The sequence below is a fragment of the Nocardia sp. NPDC058666 genome, from assembly GCF_042714895.1.
Classification (GTDB): domain Bacteria; phylum Actinomycetota; class Actinomycetes; order Mycobacteriales; family Mycobacteriaceae; genus Nocardia.
The window spans coordinates 16,756-32,786 of record NZ_JBHXRY010000018.1; the positions used below are offsets into that span (position 1 = coordinate 16,756).

Below are 16,031 nucleotides of genomic sequence, written 5' to 3' on the forward strand. Positions count from 1 at the left end.
TGATGCGGGGGTCGTGAGAGGAGAGGGTGCATGGGCTGGAGCAACGGGCCGCCGACCTGGTCGGAGCTGGAACGGGTGCTGTCGGGCAAGCCGAGCGGCAGGCCCGCGGAGGACATGCACCCCGGCGACGGCGGCGACAGTCCGGCCTGGTCGCGCAAACGCGGCGAGTACCGTGCCGCCGAGGTCGACCGGCCGTCCGCGACCGTGCCCTACGCGGAATTGCACGCCCACTCCGCCTACAGCTTCCTCGACGGCGCGAGTCAGCCGGAGGAGCTGGTGGAGGAGGCGGTGCGGCTGGGTCTGGAGGCGCTGGCGCTGACCGACCACAACGGGTTCTACGGGACCGTCCGGTTCGCCGAGGCGGCCAGGGAATGGGGAATGCCAACGGTTTTCGGTGCCGAACTGTCACTGGGAACCGATGCGAAGGCGGCGCCGGGCCGAGGGGATGCGGTCCGGCGCCGTTCTGTACCTCGGGGCGGAGTGCGTTTCGCGCCGGGTGAAGGTAGAGCTGAGGGGCGCGAAGTCGGTGCCGCGATGAGCGACCGGGGAAGAGTGTCCAGTGCTGAGGGCGCGGCGGACGACGGTATGGGCGATGTCATCGGATCGGCCGGGCTCGGGGATCGCGGGCAGGCGGCCGGGTTAGGTGTGCGCGGGGGTGCTGTCGGGCAGGGCAGGGGGCACGCGGATGCGCCGGATTCGGTGCCGCGCACAGGTTCTCCCGATCCGAATGGCCCGCATCTGCTGATCCTCGCCAGAGGGCAGGAAGGGTACCGGCGGCTGTCACGGGAGATGGCGGCGGCGCATATGGCGGCGGGGGAGAAGGGGGTGTTGCGGTATGACCTGGACACGCTCGCCGCGGCAGCGGGTGGGCACTGGCATGTGCTGACCGGTTGTCGAAAAGGTCACTTGCGCACCGCGCTCGAACAGGATTTGAACGCCAACGACCTGCGATTGCCGAAAGCTGAAGCGGCACTGCGGGATTTGATCGAGCGGTTCGGGAACAGTCGGGTGAGTGTGGAACTCACCCATCACGGCATCGCCACCGATGACGAACGCAACGCGCTGCTGGTGGCACTGGCCGATCGACTCGATGTGCCCGTACTCGCCACTACCGGTGCGCATTTCGCGTCACCGGCGCAGCGTCGTCGGGCGATGGCGGTGGCCGCGATCCGTGCCCGCAGCAGCCTCGACGAGATGGCGGGCTGGCTGGCGCCCACCGGCGGCGCGCACCTGCGTTCGGGCGCGGAGATGGCGCACCTGTTCGCGCAGTACCCGCACGCGGTGGCCAACGCGGCGACGCTGGCTCGTGAATGCGCGTTCGACCTGCGGTTGATCGCCCCGCAACTGCCCCCGTTCGACGTGCCGACCGGCCACGACGAGAACTCCTGGCTGCGCCACCTGGCCTACGACGGTGCGGCGCGACGGTACGGTCCGCCGGAACGAAATACCAAGGCATACCAGCAGATCGATCACGAACTGGCGGTGATCGAGGAGCTGAAGTTTCCCGGCTACTTCCTGGTCGTGCACGACATCGTCGAGTTCTGTAAGCGCAGCGACATCCTGTGCCAGGGCCGGGGTTCGGCCGCCAACTCCGCGGTCTGCTACGCCATCGGCATCACCAATGTGGACCCGGTGGGCAACCAACTGCTGTTCGAACGGTTCCTCTCGCCCGAACGTGACGGGCCGCCCGACATCGATGTCGATATCGAATCCGACCGTCGCGAGGAGGCCATCCAGCACGTCTACGCCAAATACGGCCGCGACTATGCCGCGCAGGTGGCGAACGTGATCACCTATCGCGGCAAGTCCTCGGTGCGCGATGCCGCACGGGCGCTGGGCTTTTCGCCGGGGCAGCAGGACGCGTGGAGCAAGCAGGTGAGTCGCTGGTCGGGGGTGGCCGGCGAGACGGGCACCGATATCCCGGAGGCCGTGCTCGAACTGGCAGGCGAACTAGACGGTCTCCCACGGCATTTGGGCATTCACTCCGGCGGCATGGTGATCTGTGATCGGCCGATCGCCGACGTGTGCCCGGTGGAGTGGGCGCGGATGGCCGGACGCAGTGTGTTGCAGTGGGACAAAGACGACTGCGCTGCAGTGGGTTTGGTGAAATTCGATCTGCTGGGCCTTGGCATGCTCTCGGCGCTGCACTACATGATCGACCTGGTGCGCGAGCACAAAGGCGAGACGGTGGAACTGCACGCCCTCGATCTCACCGAGGCGGGCGTCTATGAGATGTTGCAGCGCGCGGACTCGATCGGGGTGTTCCAGGTGGAGTCGCGTGCGCAGATGGCGACGCTGCCCCGGCTCAAGCCGCGCAACTTCTACGACCTGGTCGTGGAGGTGGCGCTGATCCGGCCGGGACCGATTCAGGGCGGCTCGGTGCACCCTTATATCCGCAGACGAAATGGCAAGGAGCCGGTGGTTTTCGACCATCCGTCGCTGAAACGGTCGCTGGAACGCACGCTGGGGATTCCGCTGTTCCAGGAACAGTTGATGCAGATGGCGGTCGATGTGGCCGGGTTCAGTGCGGCCGAGGCGGATCAGTTGCGGCGGGCGATGGGGTCGAAGCGGTCGCCGGAGAAGATGGCCAGGTTGAAGGCGCGGTTCTACGAGGGCATGCGGGAGCTGCACGGGATCACCGACGAGGTCGCCGACAGGATCTACGAAAAGCTGTATGCCTTCGCCAATTTCGGGTTCCCGGAAAGCCATTCGCAGAGTTTCGCGTCGATCGTGTTCTATTCGTCGTGGTTCAAGCTGCACCATCCGGCGGCGTTCTGTGCGGGGTTGTTGCGTGCGCAGCCGATGGGTTTCTACTCGCCGCAGTCGCTGGTGGCCGACGCTCGACGGCATGGGGTGCGGGTGCACGGGCCCGATATCAACGCCAGCCGCGCCGAACCCACCTTGGAGAACGCGGGTACGGAGATCCGCCTCGGGCTGTCCGGGGTGCGTCACATCGGCACCGATCTCGCCGAGCGCATCGTGGCCGCTCGCGCCGAGCACGGACCTTTCGCTTCGATGCTCGATCTCACCGGTCGCGTGGAACTGTCTGTCGCGCAATCGGAATCGCTGGCGACCGCAGGGGCGCTCGACGTGCTGGTCGATGCCGAACCGCGTGATTCGCGTGGTAGCAGCGTGCGCAGGGCGGCATTGTGGGCAGCGGGTGCGGCGGCCGTGGAGCGCCCCGACCGCCTGCCCGGCACCGGCCCGGCGACCGTCGCCCCTTCTCTGCCCGGCATGAGCGCACTGGAACTCGCCGCCGCCGACGTGTGGGCCACCGGCATCTCACCCGACTCCTATCCCACCGAATTCCTTCGCGCCCACCTGAATTCGCTCGGCGTGGTTCCCGCTTGTGACCTGCTGCTGGTCGAAGATGGCGCCCGCATCCTGGTGGCGGGCGCGGTCACTCACCGTCAGCGTCCCGCCACCGCCGCGGGCGTCACGTTCCTCAATCTCGAAGACGAAACCGGCATGGTCAACGTCGTGTGCTCGGTGGGGCTGTGGGCTCGCTACCGGCGCCTCGCGCAGAGCGCTACCGCGCTGCTCATCCGTGGGCGCATCCAGAATGCCGAGGGTGCGGCGAGTCTGGTGGCCGATCATCTCGAACATCTCGATCTGACCATCGTCGCCCGGTCCCGCGACTTCCGCTGAGTTCCTCGCACGGTGCACGCGGACCGTTCAACGCATTACGCTGCGAACATGCGCAAGATTGCGGTGGTGATGATCGCGTTGCTCGGCCTGCTGTTGCTGGCCGGGTGTGGCGGGGACGAAAGTGCGGACCAGGCTGGTCGGGCGTCAGCGCCCACTGTCATGGGCGGGCCGGCTCCCGCGATAGCGCCCGGATTTCGGGAAGGCGCGCCGCAGAAGGACAGCCCGGCACCCGACCAATCGAACCGCAAAGAGGTGATCACCGGCTCGGTCGATGTCACCGCCGGCGATCCGATCGCCGCCGCCGCGACCGTCACCGACCAGGTCCGCGCCGTGAACGGCCGCATCGACAGCCGCACCGAACAACCTGGCACCGACAAGCGAACCGCCCGCGCGGTACTCAGCGTGCGCGTGCCCGCGGACTCCACCGATGCCTTCATCACCGGCCTCGGCGGCGTGGGCACGGTCACCCGCGTAAGCACCAACCGCGATGACGTCACCATGCAGTGGCAAGACCTCGACGCCCGCATCCGCGCCCTGCAGGCGTCCGTCGACCGGCTCAAAGCGCTGATCACCGGCGCCACCAACACCGCCGACCTGATCGCCGCCGAGGAGGCGCTGTCGAGCAGGCAGGGCGAACTCGACAGCCTCACCGCGCAGAAACGCAGCCTCGACGACCAGGTGTCGCTGTCGACACTGACCATCACCCTGACCGCCGACGACAAGCACGCGCCCGGCGACCCGGACAACTTCTGGGACGGCATCGTCTCCGGCTGGAACTCGCTGGTGGACTGGTTGCACGACGCGGTCGTCTTCGCCGGTAAGGCTGTGCCGTGGTTGGGCTTCCTCGCCGTGATCGGCGGATTGCTGTATGCCGCACTGCGTTTCCTGCGCGGTCGACGCGCCAGAGCGACTACGCCAGCAGCCACAACCCCGGCGACCACCGCATCCGCGACCGCTGAACCGGCGACGGCTGGACCCGCCGCGGCAACCTCACCCTCAGCCCCCACTCGCGAGGCCGGGAAGGAGACCTCCGGTGCCCACAGTGCGGGCGACGATCAAACCGAACAGCCGTAAAGGCCCCCTGGTCGAAACCGCCGCCGACGGCACCCTCACCCTCTACGTCCGAGCCCCCGCCGTCGAGGGCAAGGCCAACAAGGCCGCGATCGAATTGCTCGCGGACCATTTCGGCGTCGCCAAGTCCGCCGTCCGGCTGACAGCGGGCGCCACCTCGCGGTTCAAACGTTTCGACATCGCCTGAGGAGGCCGCCGCCATGACCGAGCAGCAGCCGCAGCGCCCGTGGCGGATCGTGGTGCGTCGCGGTGTGGCGGGCAGTCGCGACGCGCTGTCGGAGGTCGCGCGTTGGAAGACGGTGGAGGTCGACACGCTGCGGCTGCTAGCGGCGGGATTGTCGGTCGCGCTGCCGGTGGCGATCGGGGAACTGGCGGGCAATCTGGGTGCGGGCATGACGGCGGCGCTGGGTGCGCTGCTGATGTCGAGCAGCGGGCAGGCGGGTTCAGCGCGCCATCGCGTCGTCGACCTGCTCAACACCTTGGTCGTCGGGTTCTTCGGCATGTTGATCGGCGCGTGGTCGGCCGGGCTCGGCGCGTTCGCGAGTTCGGTGGTGATCGTGGCGGTGGCGTCGGTGGCCGTGGTGCTGGGTGGGATCCGGGGCAGCGCGGCCAAGGTCACCACCCTCGCGATCGTGTTCATGATCATCGGTGCGTCGCTTGGCCTGCACATCGAAACCCGTTCGTTGGCAACATATTCCGTGCTGGGCGGGTTAGGCGCGGCGATTCTGACGATGCTCACTTTCGCCCTGACCTACCACCTGCTCGGCAAGCAGGCCGCCGCCATCCCACCGTCCGCACCGTTGGCCGACGACCTGCGTCAGTGGGCAGCACGACTGAAAACCGTTGCGGGCTGGCACTATCCGGCTCGCTTGATCAGCAGCATGATCGTCGCCGAACTGATCGCCCACCAATTACACGGCACGCATTCGTACTGGATCGTGCTGACCGTGGCCCTGGTGGTCCAACGCGACCACACGTCCGCGCTGACCCACAGCCTGCAACGCGGCCTCGGTACCGCACTGGGCGTGCTGCTGGGCGGCCTGTTCCTGGCGTCGATCCCGATCTGGGTGTTGGTCCTGGCAATCGGACTGATCGCCGCGTCGCGCCCCTACCTGCGCGCCGCCAACTACACCGCCTACGCGATGGTCATGACGCCACTGGTCGCGGTGTTCACCGGCCTCGGCGCCACCATGACCGCAGGCGTGCTCGTCGAAAGACTCCTGGACACCGTCATCGGCTGCGCGATCTCCCTGACGGTCGGCTACGCCCTGTGGCGCTGGATGGGCCCCGACGCCGCCTAGCGGTGACCTACCGACACCCCGGCCTGCTCGACGGAACTTTCAGCACGGCGTCGCGTTCGGCGCCCAACGGCGGGCGAGCCGAAGCGCAGTCAGACCCCGCCGGGAAACCCCAACTGCCGCCACGCCTCGTACACCGCGACCGCCGCAGTGTTCGACAAGTTCATCGACCGTCGCCCCGACAGCATGGGCACGCGCACCTGGTCGGTGATGTGGGAATCGCTGAGCACCTCCGCGGGCAGGCCGGTGGGCTCGGTGCCGAACAACAGGACGTCGCCGGGCTGGTAGGCCACATCGGTGTAGCGCGTGGTCGCCTGGGTGGTGAACGCGAACACCCGCTGCGGCCCGATCGCGGCCCACGCCGTCTCCAGATCCGGATGGACGGTCACCGAGGCGAGGTCGTGGTAGTCCAGGCCCGCCCGGCGCAGTTTCGACTCCGACAGGTCGAAGCCCAGCGGCTCGATCAGGTGCAGCGCGCACCCGGTGCCCGCGACGAGCCGGATCGCATTGCCGGTGTTCGGCGGAATAACCGGCTGATGGAACATCACATTGAACACTCGGAGCAGGGTACTGACCGTTGACGGCCGAGCGCGCGCAGAGCCCCTGTGTGCCACTTTTCCAGAACACTGGAACAATCAGGGGCGTGAACAAGGCGGACTCGACCGACAAGCACACGACCGGCAAGCATCGGGTCGTGCGGTTGAGTGCGGGGGAGCAGTATCTGCGCAGTCACCTGCCGATGACCGTGGTGACCGCGCTGATCGTGATCGCGGTCGGGTTCGTGGCGTGGGATCGGTGGCGGCGTGGCGCGCTGATCTTCGGCAGCGCCGCTCTGGTGGCCGCGGCGTTCCGGTTGTGTCTGCCGACCGTGCAGGTGGGGTTGCTCGCGGTGCGCAGTCGCCCGTTCGACGTGGCCGCGTTGACCGCGCTGGGCAGCGCCATCGTTTTCCTGGCGGTCACCATCAACACGCTCGGCGTCAACTGAGGAAGACCGGCCGCGGCGTCATTGACGCGACCGGTCCCACACCCTCGATCGCGGTGTCATTCAAGCGGTTTCGGAGGCCCAGAGACTGCGGGAGCCCTGACTGCCATAGAGCTCGCGGGCCTCGCGCGGGGTGATTGTCGAAAGCTGCTGAGGCGCAGCGGAATACGCGTGCGACGCGAAGATCTGACCCGTCATCGGCGCGATGAACGGCGCGGCATGGATCAGTACCCAGTTGTCGCGGCGGGCGGCCACCCACGCGATCACCTTCGCCGGAATACGCACTCCCACATCGACAATGCGCGGCAGGTTGAACCGCCCGAGCTTGCGCATCCACATCGGCAGCGTGGGAATCGTCGCCAACGACAGCAGTCGACCACCGAGCGCGAACTTCCACCCCTTACTCGGCGGCGTCCACAGCAGGTAATGCATGGCCTGCACCGCCCGCTCGGTCACGCACAACCGCGGCCGAACACGTTCGAAATACGCCTGCACGCCCTCCCGATCGCGCGGCACCTCCGACGGCTTGCAGGTCTGCAGCTCGGCCGCGATCGCGCACTCGGCCCAATACCGATCCTCCTCCTCGGCACTGAGCCGACCGGGCCCGTACATCTCGTAGGCCTTGAGCACCGAATGCCACCCGGTCAGGTGGATCCACAGCTGGGTTTCGGGGCTGTTGGCGCTGTACCGCTTGCCGCTGATCGGTTCGATGCCCGTCATCGGCGCGTGCACCTGCATCAGGTGTTCGGCGGCCTGGATGGCGGTGCGGCCGTCACCCAGCGCGACCAGCACGAAGTAGGCCAGCGTGTGGTCCAGCCGGGTGGCGGGGTTGTCGTAGATGCCCTGGGAATCGGCGACCGCGGCGGTCAGGAAGGGGTCGAAGTGTTCGAGGGTGACCGCGCGCTGGAAGCCGATCAGCGCGGTCGGCGACGCCCACACCTTCCAGCTGGGGGAGTCGGGCCCGAAGAACCCGTAGTCGTCGCGGCGCAGGGTAGACGCATCGAATGCCATGGCACGTGCTCCTTTGCAAGTGAATACAACACCACCGTAGCAATGGCGTGAGTTGAATACAACGGTTGCGTAGGATTTGTGGGAGCGGATCGGCCGCGGGGTATCGTCCAGGGGAGGAAAGGCAGGTGGGCGCGTGACCGCGACGCAGGATCAACGACCGCGACGCCGCTATGCCCCGCGTCTGCCGCCGCAGGAACGCCGCGCGCAACTGCTCGACGCCGCGTTCACCGTGCTGGGCCGCATGGAACTGCACGAGCTGAGCATGGAAGCCGTCGCGCAGGAAGCAGGCGTCGGAAAACCGGTGCTGTACACGGTGTTCTCCACGCGCGCCGAACTGGTGGAAGCGCTTTTGGAACGCGAACGCGAACGCGGGCTGGAGCAGATCGCCGACACGCTGCCCGAAGACCTGCTCGGCGCCGACCCGGTGACCGCCGCGTCGTCGACGGTGGAAGCGTTCGTCGGTGTGGCACTGGCGAATCCGACGCGCTGGCGCCTGATCCTGGCCACGCCCGCGAGCGCGCCCGACGAATACCGTGCGGCCCTTCGTGCTGCACGCACCGACATTCTGGAACGCGCGGAAGCGCTTGTCCGCATGGGTGTTTCGCTGTCACCACGCTGGTCGGACATGGACGCCGAACTGCTGGCGAACTCGGTGCTCACCGTCGCGGAAATGCTGGGTCGACTGGCCGTCAACGACCCGGAACGGTATCCGCGCGAACGACTTCAGGAATATGTCCGCTCGATCGTCACCCTGCTGACCGGGCCGTGAAGCTCAGCGGTTCTCCCGCGCCAACCGCATCGTCTCGGTGAGCAACTTCGACACCGCGGCCGCCTCGGTGAGGAACCCGTCGTGCCCGTCGCGCGAATGCACGATCTCCAAACCCGCACAGCCGGGCAGACCTTCGGCCAGCTCGGCCTGAGTGTTCAACGGGTACAGGCGATCCGAGTCGACCCCGCCGACCACACAGGGCACCGGAGTCGAGGCGAGCGCGGCAGCGACACCGCCGCGGCCACGACCCACATCGTGTCGGTTCATCGCTTCACTGAGCAGCACATACGTCGCCGGATCGAAACGCTGACACAGCTTTTCGGCCTGATGCTCGAGGTAGCTCTGCACCGCGTAACGGCCCCCGGTCCACGGATCCTCGTCACCCTGGGCGCGATTGGTGAACCGGTGATCGAGTTCGCCGTCGGTGCGGTAGGTCAGGTGCGCGATGCGGCGAGCCAGCCCCATGCCGGTCATCGGCGCGCGGCCGGTGCCGTGATAGTTGCCGCCCTGCCAGTCGGGATCGGCGGTTATCACGGCCATCTGGGTGGTCTGGGTGCCGATCTGATCCGCGGTCGCACGCGCGCCCACGGCCAGGATCAGCGCCGCCGAAACCCGTTCGGGCGCACCGATGATCCACTCGAGCACCCGCATGCCGCCCATCGAACCGCCGACCACCGCGCCCAGGCGCGCGATCCCCAGCGCGTCGAACAGCTGCATCTCGGCGCGCACCTGATCGCGGATGTTCAACGCGGGAAACCGTGCGCCCCAAGGCTTTCCGTCGGGCGCGAGCGAAGACGGGCCGGTGCTGCCCTTGCAGCCGCCCAGCACGTTGGTGGCGATCACGCACCACTGGTCGGTGTCGATCGGCGCGCCGGGCCCGACCATGCCCTCCCACCAGCCGGGTGCCCCGTCGGGCCCACCGACGACATGCGAGTCGCCGGTGAGCGCGTGTTCCACGAGCACCACATTGTCCAGCGCGGGCGACAGCTGCCCCCAGCGCTGCACCGCCAGCCGCGCATCGGGGATCACGGCGCCGTTCTCCAGCGTCACGTCTCCGATGGCGACCACGCCGACTCGCCCGTCCAGCGGTGGCAGCAGGTCCACTCCGGTTCCGGGCGCGGCGATCGGCGATTCGGTGCTCACAGTCACGTCGTCGCCGCCGCGAACCCGACCCGTAGGTCGGCCAGAATGTCGTCGATACCCTCGATGCCCACCGCGAGCCGGACCAGGCCGGGGGTGACGCCGGCCGCCAACTGCTCGTCGGGCGTCAACTGCGAGTGCGTGGTCGACGCCGGGTGGATCACCAGAGAACGCACATCTCCGATGTTAGCCACATGGCTGTGCAGGCTGAGCGCGTCGACGAACTTCTTGCCCGCATCGACACCGCCGGCCAGCTCGAACGCCACGATCGCGCCCGCACCCTTCGGTGCCAACTGCTTGGCCCGCGCGTACCAGGGTGAGGACTCGAGACCCGCGTAATGCACGGCGTCCACACCCGGCTGCTGGGCGACGAACTTCGCCACGGCTTCGGCATTGCTGACATGCCGTTCCACCCGCAAACTCAGCGTCTCGATGCCCTGCGCGATGAGGAACGCGTTGAACGGCGACACCGCCGCGCCCAGATCGCGCAGCAACTGCACGCGCGCCTTCAACGCGAACGCGGGCGCACCCAGATCGGCGAACACCGCACCGTGGTAACTGGGATCGGGCTCGGTGAAACCGGGGAAGCGGGCGTTGCCGTCGGCGTCGCGCACGGTCCAATCGAAGGTGCCACCGTCCACGATCACGCCGGCCACGGCCGCACCGTGTCCGCCCAGGTACTTCGTCGCGGAGTGCACGACGATGTCGGCGCCGTGCGCAAGCGGCTGGATGAGGTACGGGGTGGCGACGGTGTTGTCGACGATCAGCGGAACGCCGTTGTCGTGCGCGACACCGGCGATGCCGGGAATGTCGAGCACCGCGCTGCTGGGGTTGGCGATGGTCTCGCCGTAGAACGCTTTGGTGTTGGGCCGCACGGCCGCCTGCCACTGCGTCAGGTCATCGGGGTCCTCGACGAACGAGACCGTGATGCCCAGCTTGGGCAGCGAGTAGTGGAACAGGTTGTACGTGCCGCCGTAGAGATGCGGGCTGGACACGATGTGGTCGCCCGCGCTTGCCAGGTTCAGGATCGCGTACGTCTCCGCGGCCTGGCCCGACGCCACCAGCAGCGCCGCGACGCCACCTTCCAGCGCGGCCACCCGCTGCTCCACCGCGTCCTGGGTGGGGTTCATGATCCGGGTGTAGATGTTGCCCGGTTCGGCCAGACCGAACAGCGCCGCCGCGTGATCGGTGTCGCGGAACGTGTACGAGGTGGTCTGGTAGATCGGCAGCGCCCGCGCGTTGGTGCTCGCGTCGGGGGCCTGGCCGGAGTGGATCTGCTTGGTCTCGAACGACCAGTTCTCGGGCAGGGAGGTGTCGGTCATGTCGTGCTCCAGTGGGTGTTCGCCGGGGATCTCGTCAACTGGGTCGGATCGTCGGACAACAACACATGGGGGGCCTCCTGCAACGCGCGCTTGCTCTCGACTTTCGAGAGCCCGGTCATCACCCGGAGCACCCCACCGCAGCTGGAGGGTTGCCGACCAGCGAGCCGGGGCTTGACGCTGGCACTCATGACCTTGCCGTCATGTTAACCGGACATCGCACGCACGCGGAAACTTCCCCCGCATTTCCCGCCGAAGATCACTGCGGTGGCGGTGTGGCAGGCGCTGGCGTGTCGTTGGTGGCCGGTGCGCGGGGAGCGCGGGCGGGTCGCGACGACCGATGGGTAAGCTGGATGCCCAGCAGGGGGAAACGAGGTATGGCCGGGTGCCTCGCGCGCGTATCGCACAGTTCGCCCTCCCCTCGCGGTGAGGTGACCGGTAGCAGTACGCTCGTCATGTTTGCACCAAGAGTTTGCATAACGATGTCACGCAACCAACGCGCGGCATATACGGTTTGTTGGAATAGCTGGGGTCCGCTCACAAGCGTGTTCGCCTGGCCGTGCAATAAAAGGGCACCCACCGAGGAGGACACGAAGATCCATGTCCAAGATCAAGGTTGAAGGCACCGTTGTAGAGCTCGACGGCGACGAGATGACCCGGATCATCTGGCAGTTCATCAAGGACAAGCTGATCCATCCCTATCTCGACGTGAACCTCGAGTATTACGACCTCGGTATCGAGTACCGCGACAAGACAGACGACCAGGTCACGATCGACGCGGCCAACGCCATCAAGAAGTACGGCGTGGGCGTCAAGTGCGCCACCATCACCCCCGACGAAGCGCGGGTGGAGGAGTTCGGCCTCAAGAAGATGTGGCGCTCGCCCAACGGCACCATCCGAAACATTCTGGGTGGCACCATCTTCCGCGCGCCGATCATCATCTCCAACGTGCCCCGCCTGGTGCCCGGCTGGACCAAGCCGATCATCATCGGCCGCCACGCGTTCGGCGACCAGTACCGCGCCACCGACTTCAAGGTCTACGAGGCGGGCACCGTCACGCTGACCTTCACGCCCGAAGACGGCAGCGAGCCGATCGTGCACGAGGTCGTGAAGATGCCCGAAGACGGCGGCGTCGTCATGGGTATGTACAACTTCAAGAAGTCCATCGAGGACTTCGCGCGGGCCTCGTTCAACTACGGCCTGCAGCAGAACTACCCGGTGTACCTCTCCACGAAGAACACCATCCTCAAGGCCTACGACGGCATGTTCAAAGACACCTTCGAGGAAGTCTTCGACGCCGAGTTCAAGGCCGAGTTCGACGCGGCGGGCCTGACCTACGAGCACCGCCTCATCGACGACATGGTCGCCTCCTCCATGAAATGGGAGGGCGGCTACGTCTGGGCCTGCAAGAACTACGACGGCGACGTGCAGTCCGACACCGTGGCGCAGGGCTTCGGCTCGCTGGGCCTGATGACCTCGGTGCTGCTCACGCCCGACGGCCGTACCTGTGAAGCGGAGGCCGCACACGGCACCGTCACCCGGCACTTCCGTCAGCACCAGCAGGGCAAGCCCACCTCGACCAACCCGATCGCGTCGATCTTCGCGTGGACGCGTGGGCTCGAGCACCGCGGCAAGCTGGACAACACCCCCGAGGTGATCGGCTTCGCCCAGGCGCTCGAGGATGTGGTCATCAAGACCGTCGAGGGCGGTCAGATGACGAAGGACCTCGCCGCGCTCGTGGGCGGGGACCAGGGATACTTGAGCACCGAGGAGTTCCTCGGTGCGCTCGATGTGAACCTGGCACGCGCTCTGAAGTGAGTCCCGGTCCGTAATCATGGACCTGCACGGCTGCAAAAGCGCTCGCATCGAATCCGATGCGAGCGCTTTTTTGTGCCTGTACCCGGCCGGTCAGCCCACGGTGGGCCAACTCACGCCGGTCTCGGGTAGCGAATAGGTACTGATCGTCGTTGCATGGAAGCGTGCCTACTTCCATCGCCGCCCCTGAACGCCTCGACGAGCCACGTACCAACTGGCACGTCCCGGCGATGCTCGCGTTGGCGCTGGGTGGGTTCGGGATCGGGACCACCGAATTCGTGACCATGGGGTTGCTGCCCGATATCGCGCGGGCCTTCGAGATCTCCGAGCCGTCCGCCGGGCACGCGGTGTCGGCCTACGCGCTGGGAGTTGTCGTCGGTGCGCCGCTGATCGCCGCGTTGTGTGCGCGGGTGGCGCGCAAGAAACTGCTGATCGTGTTGATGATGGCGTTCACCGTCGGCAATATCGGGACCGTGCTCGCGCCGACCTTCGGCACGCTCGTGCTCGCCCGTTTCGTCTCCGGCCTGCCGCACGGCGCGTACTTCGGCGTCGCGTCCCTGGCCGCCGCCACGCTGGCCCCCGTCGGGCAGCGAGCCAAGGCGGTAGCCGCGGTGATGCTCGGCCTCAGCGTCGCCAACGTGATCGGCGTTCCCGGCGCGACCTGGCTCGGCCAACACTTCGGCTGGCGCGACGCCTACGTGGTCGTCGCCGTGATCGGCATGGCGACCGTGGCCGCCCTCTGGCGCTACGTCCCCGCCCTGACCGGCATGAAACTCACCAACCCGATGACCGAACTCGGCGCCCTGCGACGCCCGCAGGTACTGCTCACCCTGGCCGTGGGCGCGATCGGCTTCGGCGGCATGTTCGCGGTCTACACCTACATCGCCACCACCATGACCGACGTCGCCGGCATGCCACTGGGCGCCGTCCCGATCGTGTTGGCCCTGTTCGGCCTCGGCATGATCGTGGGCAATATCGGCGGCGGCATCCTCGCCGACCGCGGTGTCGACCGTTCGATCTTCGTAGCCATGATCGCGATGGTGGTGATCCTGGCCGGCTTCGTCCTGGCCGCCCACAACCCCATCACCGCCTCCATCGGCGCCTTCCTGGTCGGAGCCTCCGGCGCCGCCCTGGCCCCCGGCCTCCAAACCCGCCTCATGGACGTAGCCGCCGACGCCCAAACCCTCGCCGCCACCCTCAACCACGCCGCCCTCAACATCGCCAACGCCGCAGGCGCCTGGCTGGGCGGCCTCGTCATCGCCGCAGGCCTGGGCTACACCGCCCCCGCCATGATCGGCGCCCTCCTCGCCGTAGCGGGCGTGCTCCTGTTCACCTTGACGGTGTTCCTGCAACGCCGCAGTACAACGCACTGACCGCCTGGTTGAGGACGTCAACCCGTGGCCGGGCGGGCCCAGCCGACGCTGAGTTGGACGGCTCGTTGCCAGCGTTCGTATTCCTCGTCGCGGGTTTCGCGGGTGGGGGAGGGGTTCCATTGGGCGGCTACGCGCCAATTGTGGCGTAGGCCTTGGAGATCGGGCCAGTAGCCGACGGCTAGGCCTGCTGCGTAGGCGGCGCCGAGGGAGACGGTTTCGGTGACCAGGGGGCGCAGGACGGGGGTGTCGAGGACGTCGGCGATCATTTGCATGAGCAGGTTGTTGGACGCCATTCCGCCTGCTACGCGCAGGGATTGGGCTTTCAGGCCCGCGTCGGCGTTCATCGCTTCGACCACGTCGCGGGTCTGCCAGGCGGTGGCTTCCAATACGGCGCGGGCCAGGTGGCCTTTGGTGACGTAGGACGTGAGGCCGATGAGCAGGCCGCGGGCGTCGCTGCGCCAGTGGGGGGCGTAGAGGCCGGAGAAGGCGGGGACCAGGTAGCAGCCGCCGTTGTCGTCGACTGTGTTTGCGAGAGTTTCGATTTCGGGGGCGGTGGCGATCAGGCCGACGATGTCACGCAGCCACTGGACCAGGGAACCGGTGACCGCGATGGGGCCTTCCAGCGCGTAGACCGGTTCGGGGCCGACCTGGTAGCCGATGGTGGTGAGCAGGCCGTGGGTGGAGCGGATCAGTTCGGTGCCGGTGTTCATCATGAGGAAGCCGCCGGTGCCGTACGTGCATTCGGTTTCCCCTGGGGCGAAACAGGTTTGGCCGAACAGGGCCGCGTGCTGGTCGCCGAGGGCGGCGCCGATCCGGACGCCGGGCACGACAGTGCGGGCGATGCCGAAATCGCCGGTGCAGGGTTCGATGCGGGGGAGCATGGCGCGGGGAATGTCGAAGAACCGCAACAGTTCCTCGTCCCACTGCCGGGTGGCCAGGTTCATCAGCAGGGTGCGGCCCGCGTTGGTCACGTCGGTGACGTGCTCGCCGGTGAGGTTCCAGATGAGCCAGGATTCCATGGTGCCGAACAGGACGTCGCCACGTTCGGCTTTGGCCCGCAGCCCGTCGACATTGTCGAGCAACCAGCGCAGGCGAGGTGCGGCGAAGTAGGTGGCCAGCGGTAGACCGCTGAGTTCCGGAACACGCTGCGCCCCAGCCTGTTTCCGCAGCTCTTCGACGAGTTCCTCGGTGCGCACGTCCTGCCAGACGATCGCCAACCGCACCGGCAACCCGGTGTTGCGATCCCACACGACCGTGGTCTCGCGCTGATTGGCGATCCCGAGCGCGGCCACCTGGTCGACGGTGATCCCGGCGTCGCGCAGGGCCGCGGGCACGATCCGCTCGACGGTGCGCCAGATCTCGAGCGCGTCCTGCTCCACCCACCCCGACCTGGGGTAATGCTGGCGGTGCGTCCGCTGGGCCATCCCCGCCAGCCGGGCGTGCTGATCGAACACGATGCAGCGGGTCGAGGTGGTGCCCTGATCGATGGCGAGTACGAAGTGGTGCGTCATCGGCGCTCGCTCTCGTCGTCGGTGCGGTTCCTCGCGCCACGCTGGTTCGCCACGGCACAGTGGTTCATCGCGACACGCTGGTCCGCTGCAGCAC

General features: G+C 67.4%; 13 protein-coding genes and 1 riboswitch. Of the genes, 8 read left to right on the forward strand and 5 right to left on the reverse strand.

Annotation, left to right across the window (positions count from 1 at the left end; genetic code table 11):
- The first annotated feature begins 30 nt into the window (after positions 1 to 30).
- Genes ACFWVD_RS26005 through ACFWVD_RS26020 form a run of 4 tightly spaced genes read left to right on the forward strand, consistent with a single transcriptional unit; the run spans position 31 to position 6,020 of the window.
- The gene (locus ACFWVD_RS26005) at positions 31 to 3,648 is read left to right on the forward strand and encodes an error-prone DNA polymerase (protein WP_379247089.1); all 3,618 of its coding nucleotides are present in this window, start codon (positions 31 to 33) and stop codon (positions 3,646 to 3,648) included.
- A 48-nt stretch (positions 3,649 to 3,696) separates the two neighbouring features.
- Complete coding sequence (locus tag ACFWVD_RS26010) at positions 3,697 to 4,722, forward strand: DUF4349 domain-containing protein (protein WP_379247091.1); 1,026 nt, start codon at positions 3,697 to 3,699, stop codon at positions 4,720 to 4,722.
- Positions 4,682 to 4,906 carry a DUF167 domain-containing protein gene (locus ACFWVD_RS26015; RefSeq protein WP_379247093.1) on the forward strand — a complete coding sequence of 75 codons (225 nt, stop codon included), beginning with the start codon at positions 4,682 to 4,684 and terminating at the stop codon, positions 4,904 to 4,906. Before ACFWVD_RS26010 ends, ACFWVD_RS26015 begins: the two co-directional genes overlap by 41 nt.
- 13 nt (positions 4,907 to 4,919) lie before the next feature.
- Positions 4,920 to 6,020: an FUSC family protein gene (locus tag ACFWVD_RS26020; protein WP_379247095.1), complete on the forward strand. Its 1,101-nt coding sequence runs from the start codon at positions 4,920 to 4,922 to the stop codon at positions 6,018 to 6,020.
- Between the two features lie 89 nt (positions 6,021 to 6,109).
- Here the strand turns inward: ACFWVD_RS26020 and ACFWVD_RS26025 are convergent, their stop codons facing one another.
- Positions 6,110 to 6,574: a tRNA (cytidine(34)-2'-O)-methyltransferase gene (locus ACFWVD_RS26025; RefSeq protein WP_379247097.1), complete on the reverse strand. Its 465-nt coding sequence runs from the start codon at positions 6,572 to 6,574 to the stop codon at positions 6,110 to 6,112.
- 182 nt (positions 6,575 to 6,756) lie between these two features.
- Between ACFWVD_RS26025 and ACFWVD_RS26030 the strand changes: the two genes are divergently transcribed.
- Complete coding sequence (locus tag ACFWVD_RS26030) at positions 6,757 to 7,002, forward strand: DUF3017 domain-containing protein (protein ID WP_379247201.1); 246 nt, start codon at positions 6,757 to 6,759, stop codon at positions 7,000 to 7,002.
- Positions 7,003 to 7,062: 60 nt separating this feature from the next.
- Here ACFWVD_RS26030 and ACFWVD_RS26035 read toward each other — a convergent pair whose 3' ends face one another.
- Positions 7,063 to 8,010, reverse strand: coding sequence for an oxygenase MpaB family protein (locus ACFWVD_RS26035; protein ID WP_379247099.1), 948 nt, complete (start codon positions 8,008 to 8,010; stop codon positions 7,063 to 7,065).
- 133 nt (positions 8,011 to 8,143) lie between these two features.
- On the opposite strand from ACFWVD_RS26035, the gene ACFWVD_RS26040 reads away from it, so the two are divergent.
- Positions 8,144 to 8,779, forward strand: coding sequence for a TetR/AcrR family transcriptional regulator (locus ACFWVD_RS26040; protein ID WP_379247101.1), 636 nt, complete (start codon positions 8,144 to 8,146; stop codon positions 8,777 to 8,779).
- A 3-nt stretch (positions 8,780 to 8,782) separates the two neighbouring features.
- Here the strand turns inward: ACFWVD_RS26040 and ACFWVD_RS26045 are convergent, their stop codons facing one another.
- Together ACFWVD_RS26045 and ACFWVD_RS26050 are read right to left on the reverse strand one after the other, a co-directional pair.
- Entirely contained in the window at positions 8,783 to 9,928 is a 1,146-nt protein-coding gene (locus ACFWVD_RS26045; protein ID WP_379247103.1) for a homoserine O-acetyltransferase, read from the reverse strand.
- Positions 9,925 to 11,241 (reverse strand): bifunctional o-acetylhomoserine/o-acetylserine sulfhydrylase, encoded by a 1,317-nt coding sequence (locus tag ACFWVD_RS26050; RefSeq protein WP_379247105.1) that lies wholly within the window; start codon positions 11,239 to 11,241, stop codon positions 9,925 to 9,927. The genes ACFWVD_RS26045 and ACFWVD_RS26050 overlap by 4 nt, the downstream gene beginning before the upstream one ends.
- Positions 11,242 to 11,322: 81 nt before the next feature.
- Positions 11,323 to 11,433: riboswitch (SAM riboswitch) on the reverse strand.
- A gap of 405 nt (positions 11,434 to 11,838) precedes the next feature.
- On the opposite strand from ACFWVD_RS26050, the gene ACFWVD_RS26055 reads away from it, so the two are divergent.
- Entirely contained in the window at positions 11,839 to 13,056 is a 1,218-nt protein-coding gene (locus ACFWVD_RS26055) for an NADP-dependent isocitrate dehydrogenase (RefSeq protein WP_379247107.1), read from the forward strand.
- Between the two features lie 173 nt (positions 13,057 to 13,229).
- On the forward strand, positions 13,230 to 14,426 hold the full coding sequence (locus ACFWVD_RS26060; RefSeq protein ID WP_379247203.1) for an MFS transporter: 1,197 nt from the start codon (positions 13,230 to 13,232) through the stop codon (positions 14,424 to 14,426).
- 17 nt (positions 14,427 to 14,443) lie between these two features.
- On the opposite strand, the gene glpK is transcribed toward ACFWVD_RS26060, so the two are convergent.
- Positions 14,444 to 15,937 carry a glycerol kinase GlpK gene (gene glpK / locus ACFWVD_RS26065; RefSeq protein ID WP_379247109.1) on the reverse strand — a complete coding sequence of 498 codons (1,494 nt, stop codon included), beginning with the start codon at positions 15,935 to 15,937 and terminating at the stop codon, positions 14,444 to 14,446.
- Positions 15,938 to 16,031: the final 94 nt, after the last annotated feature.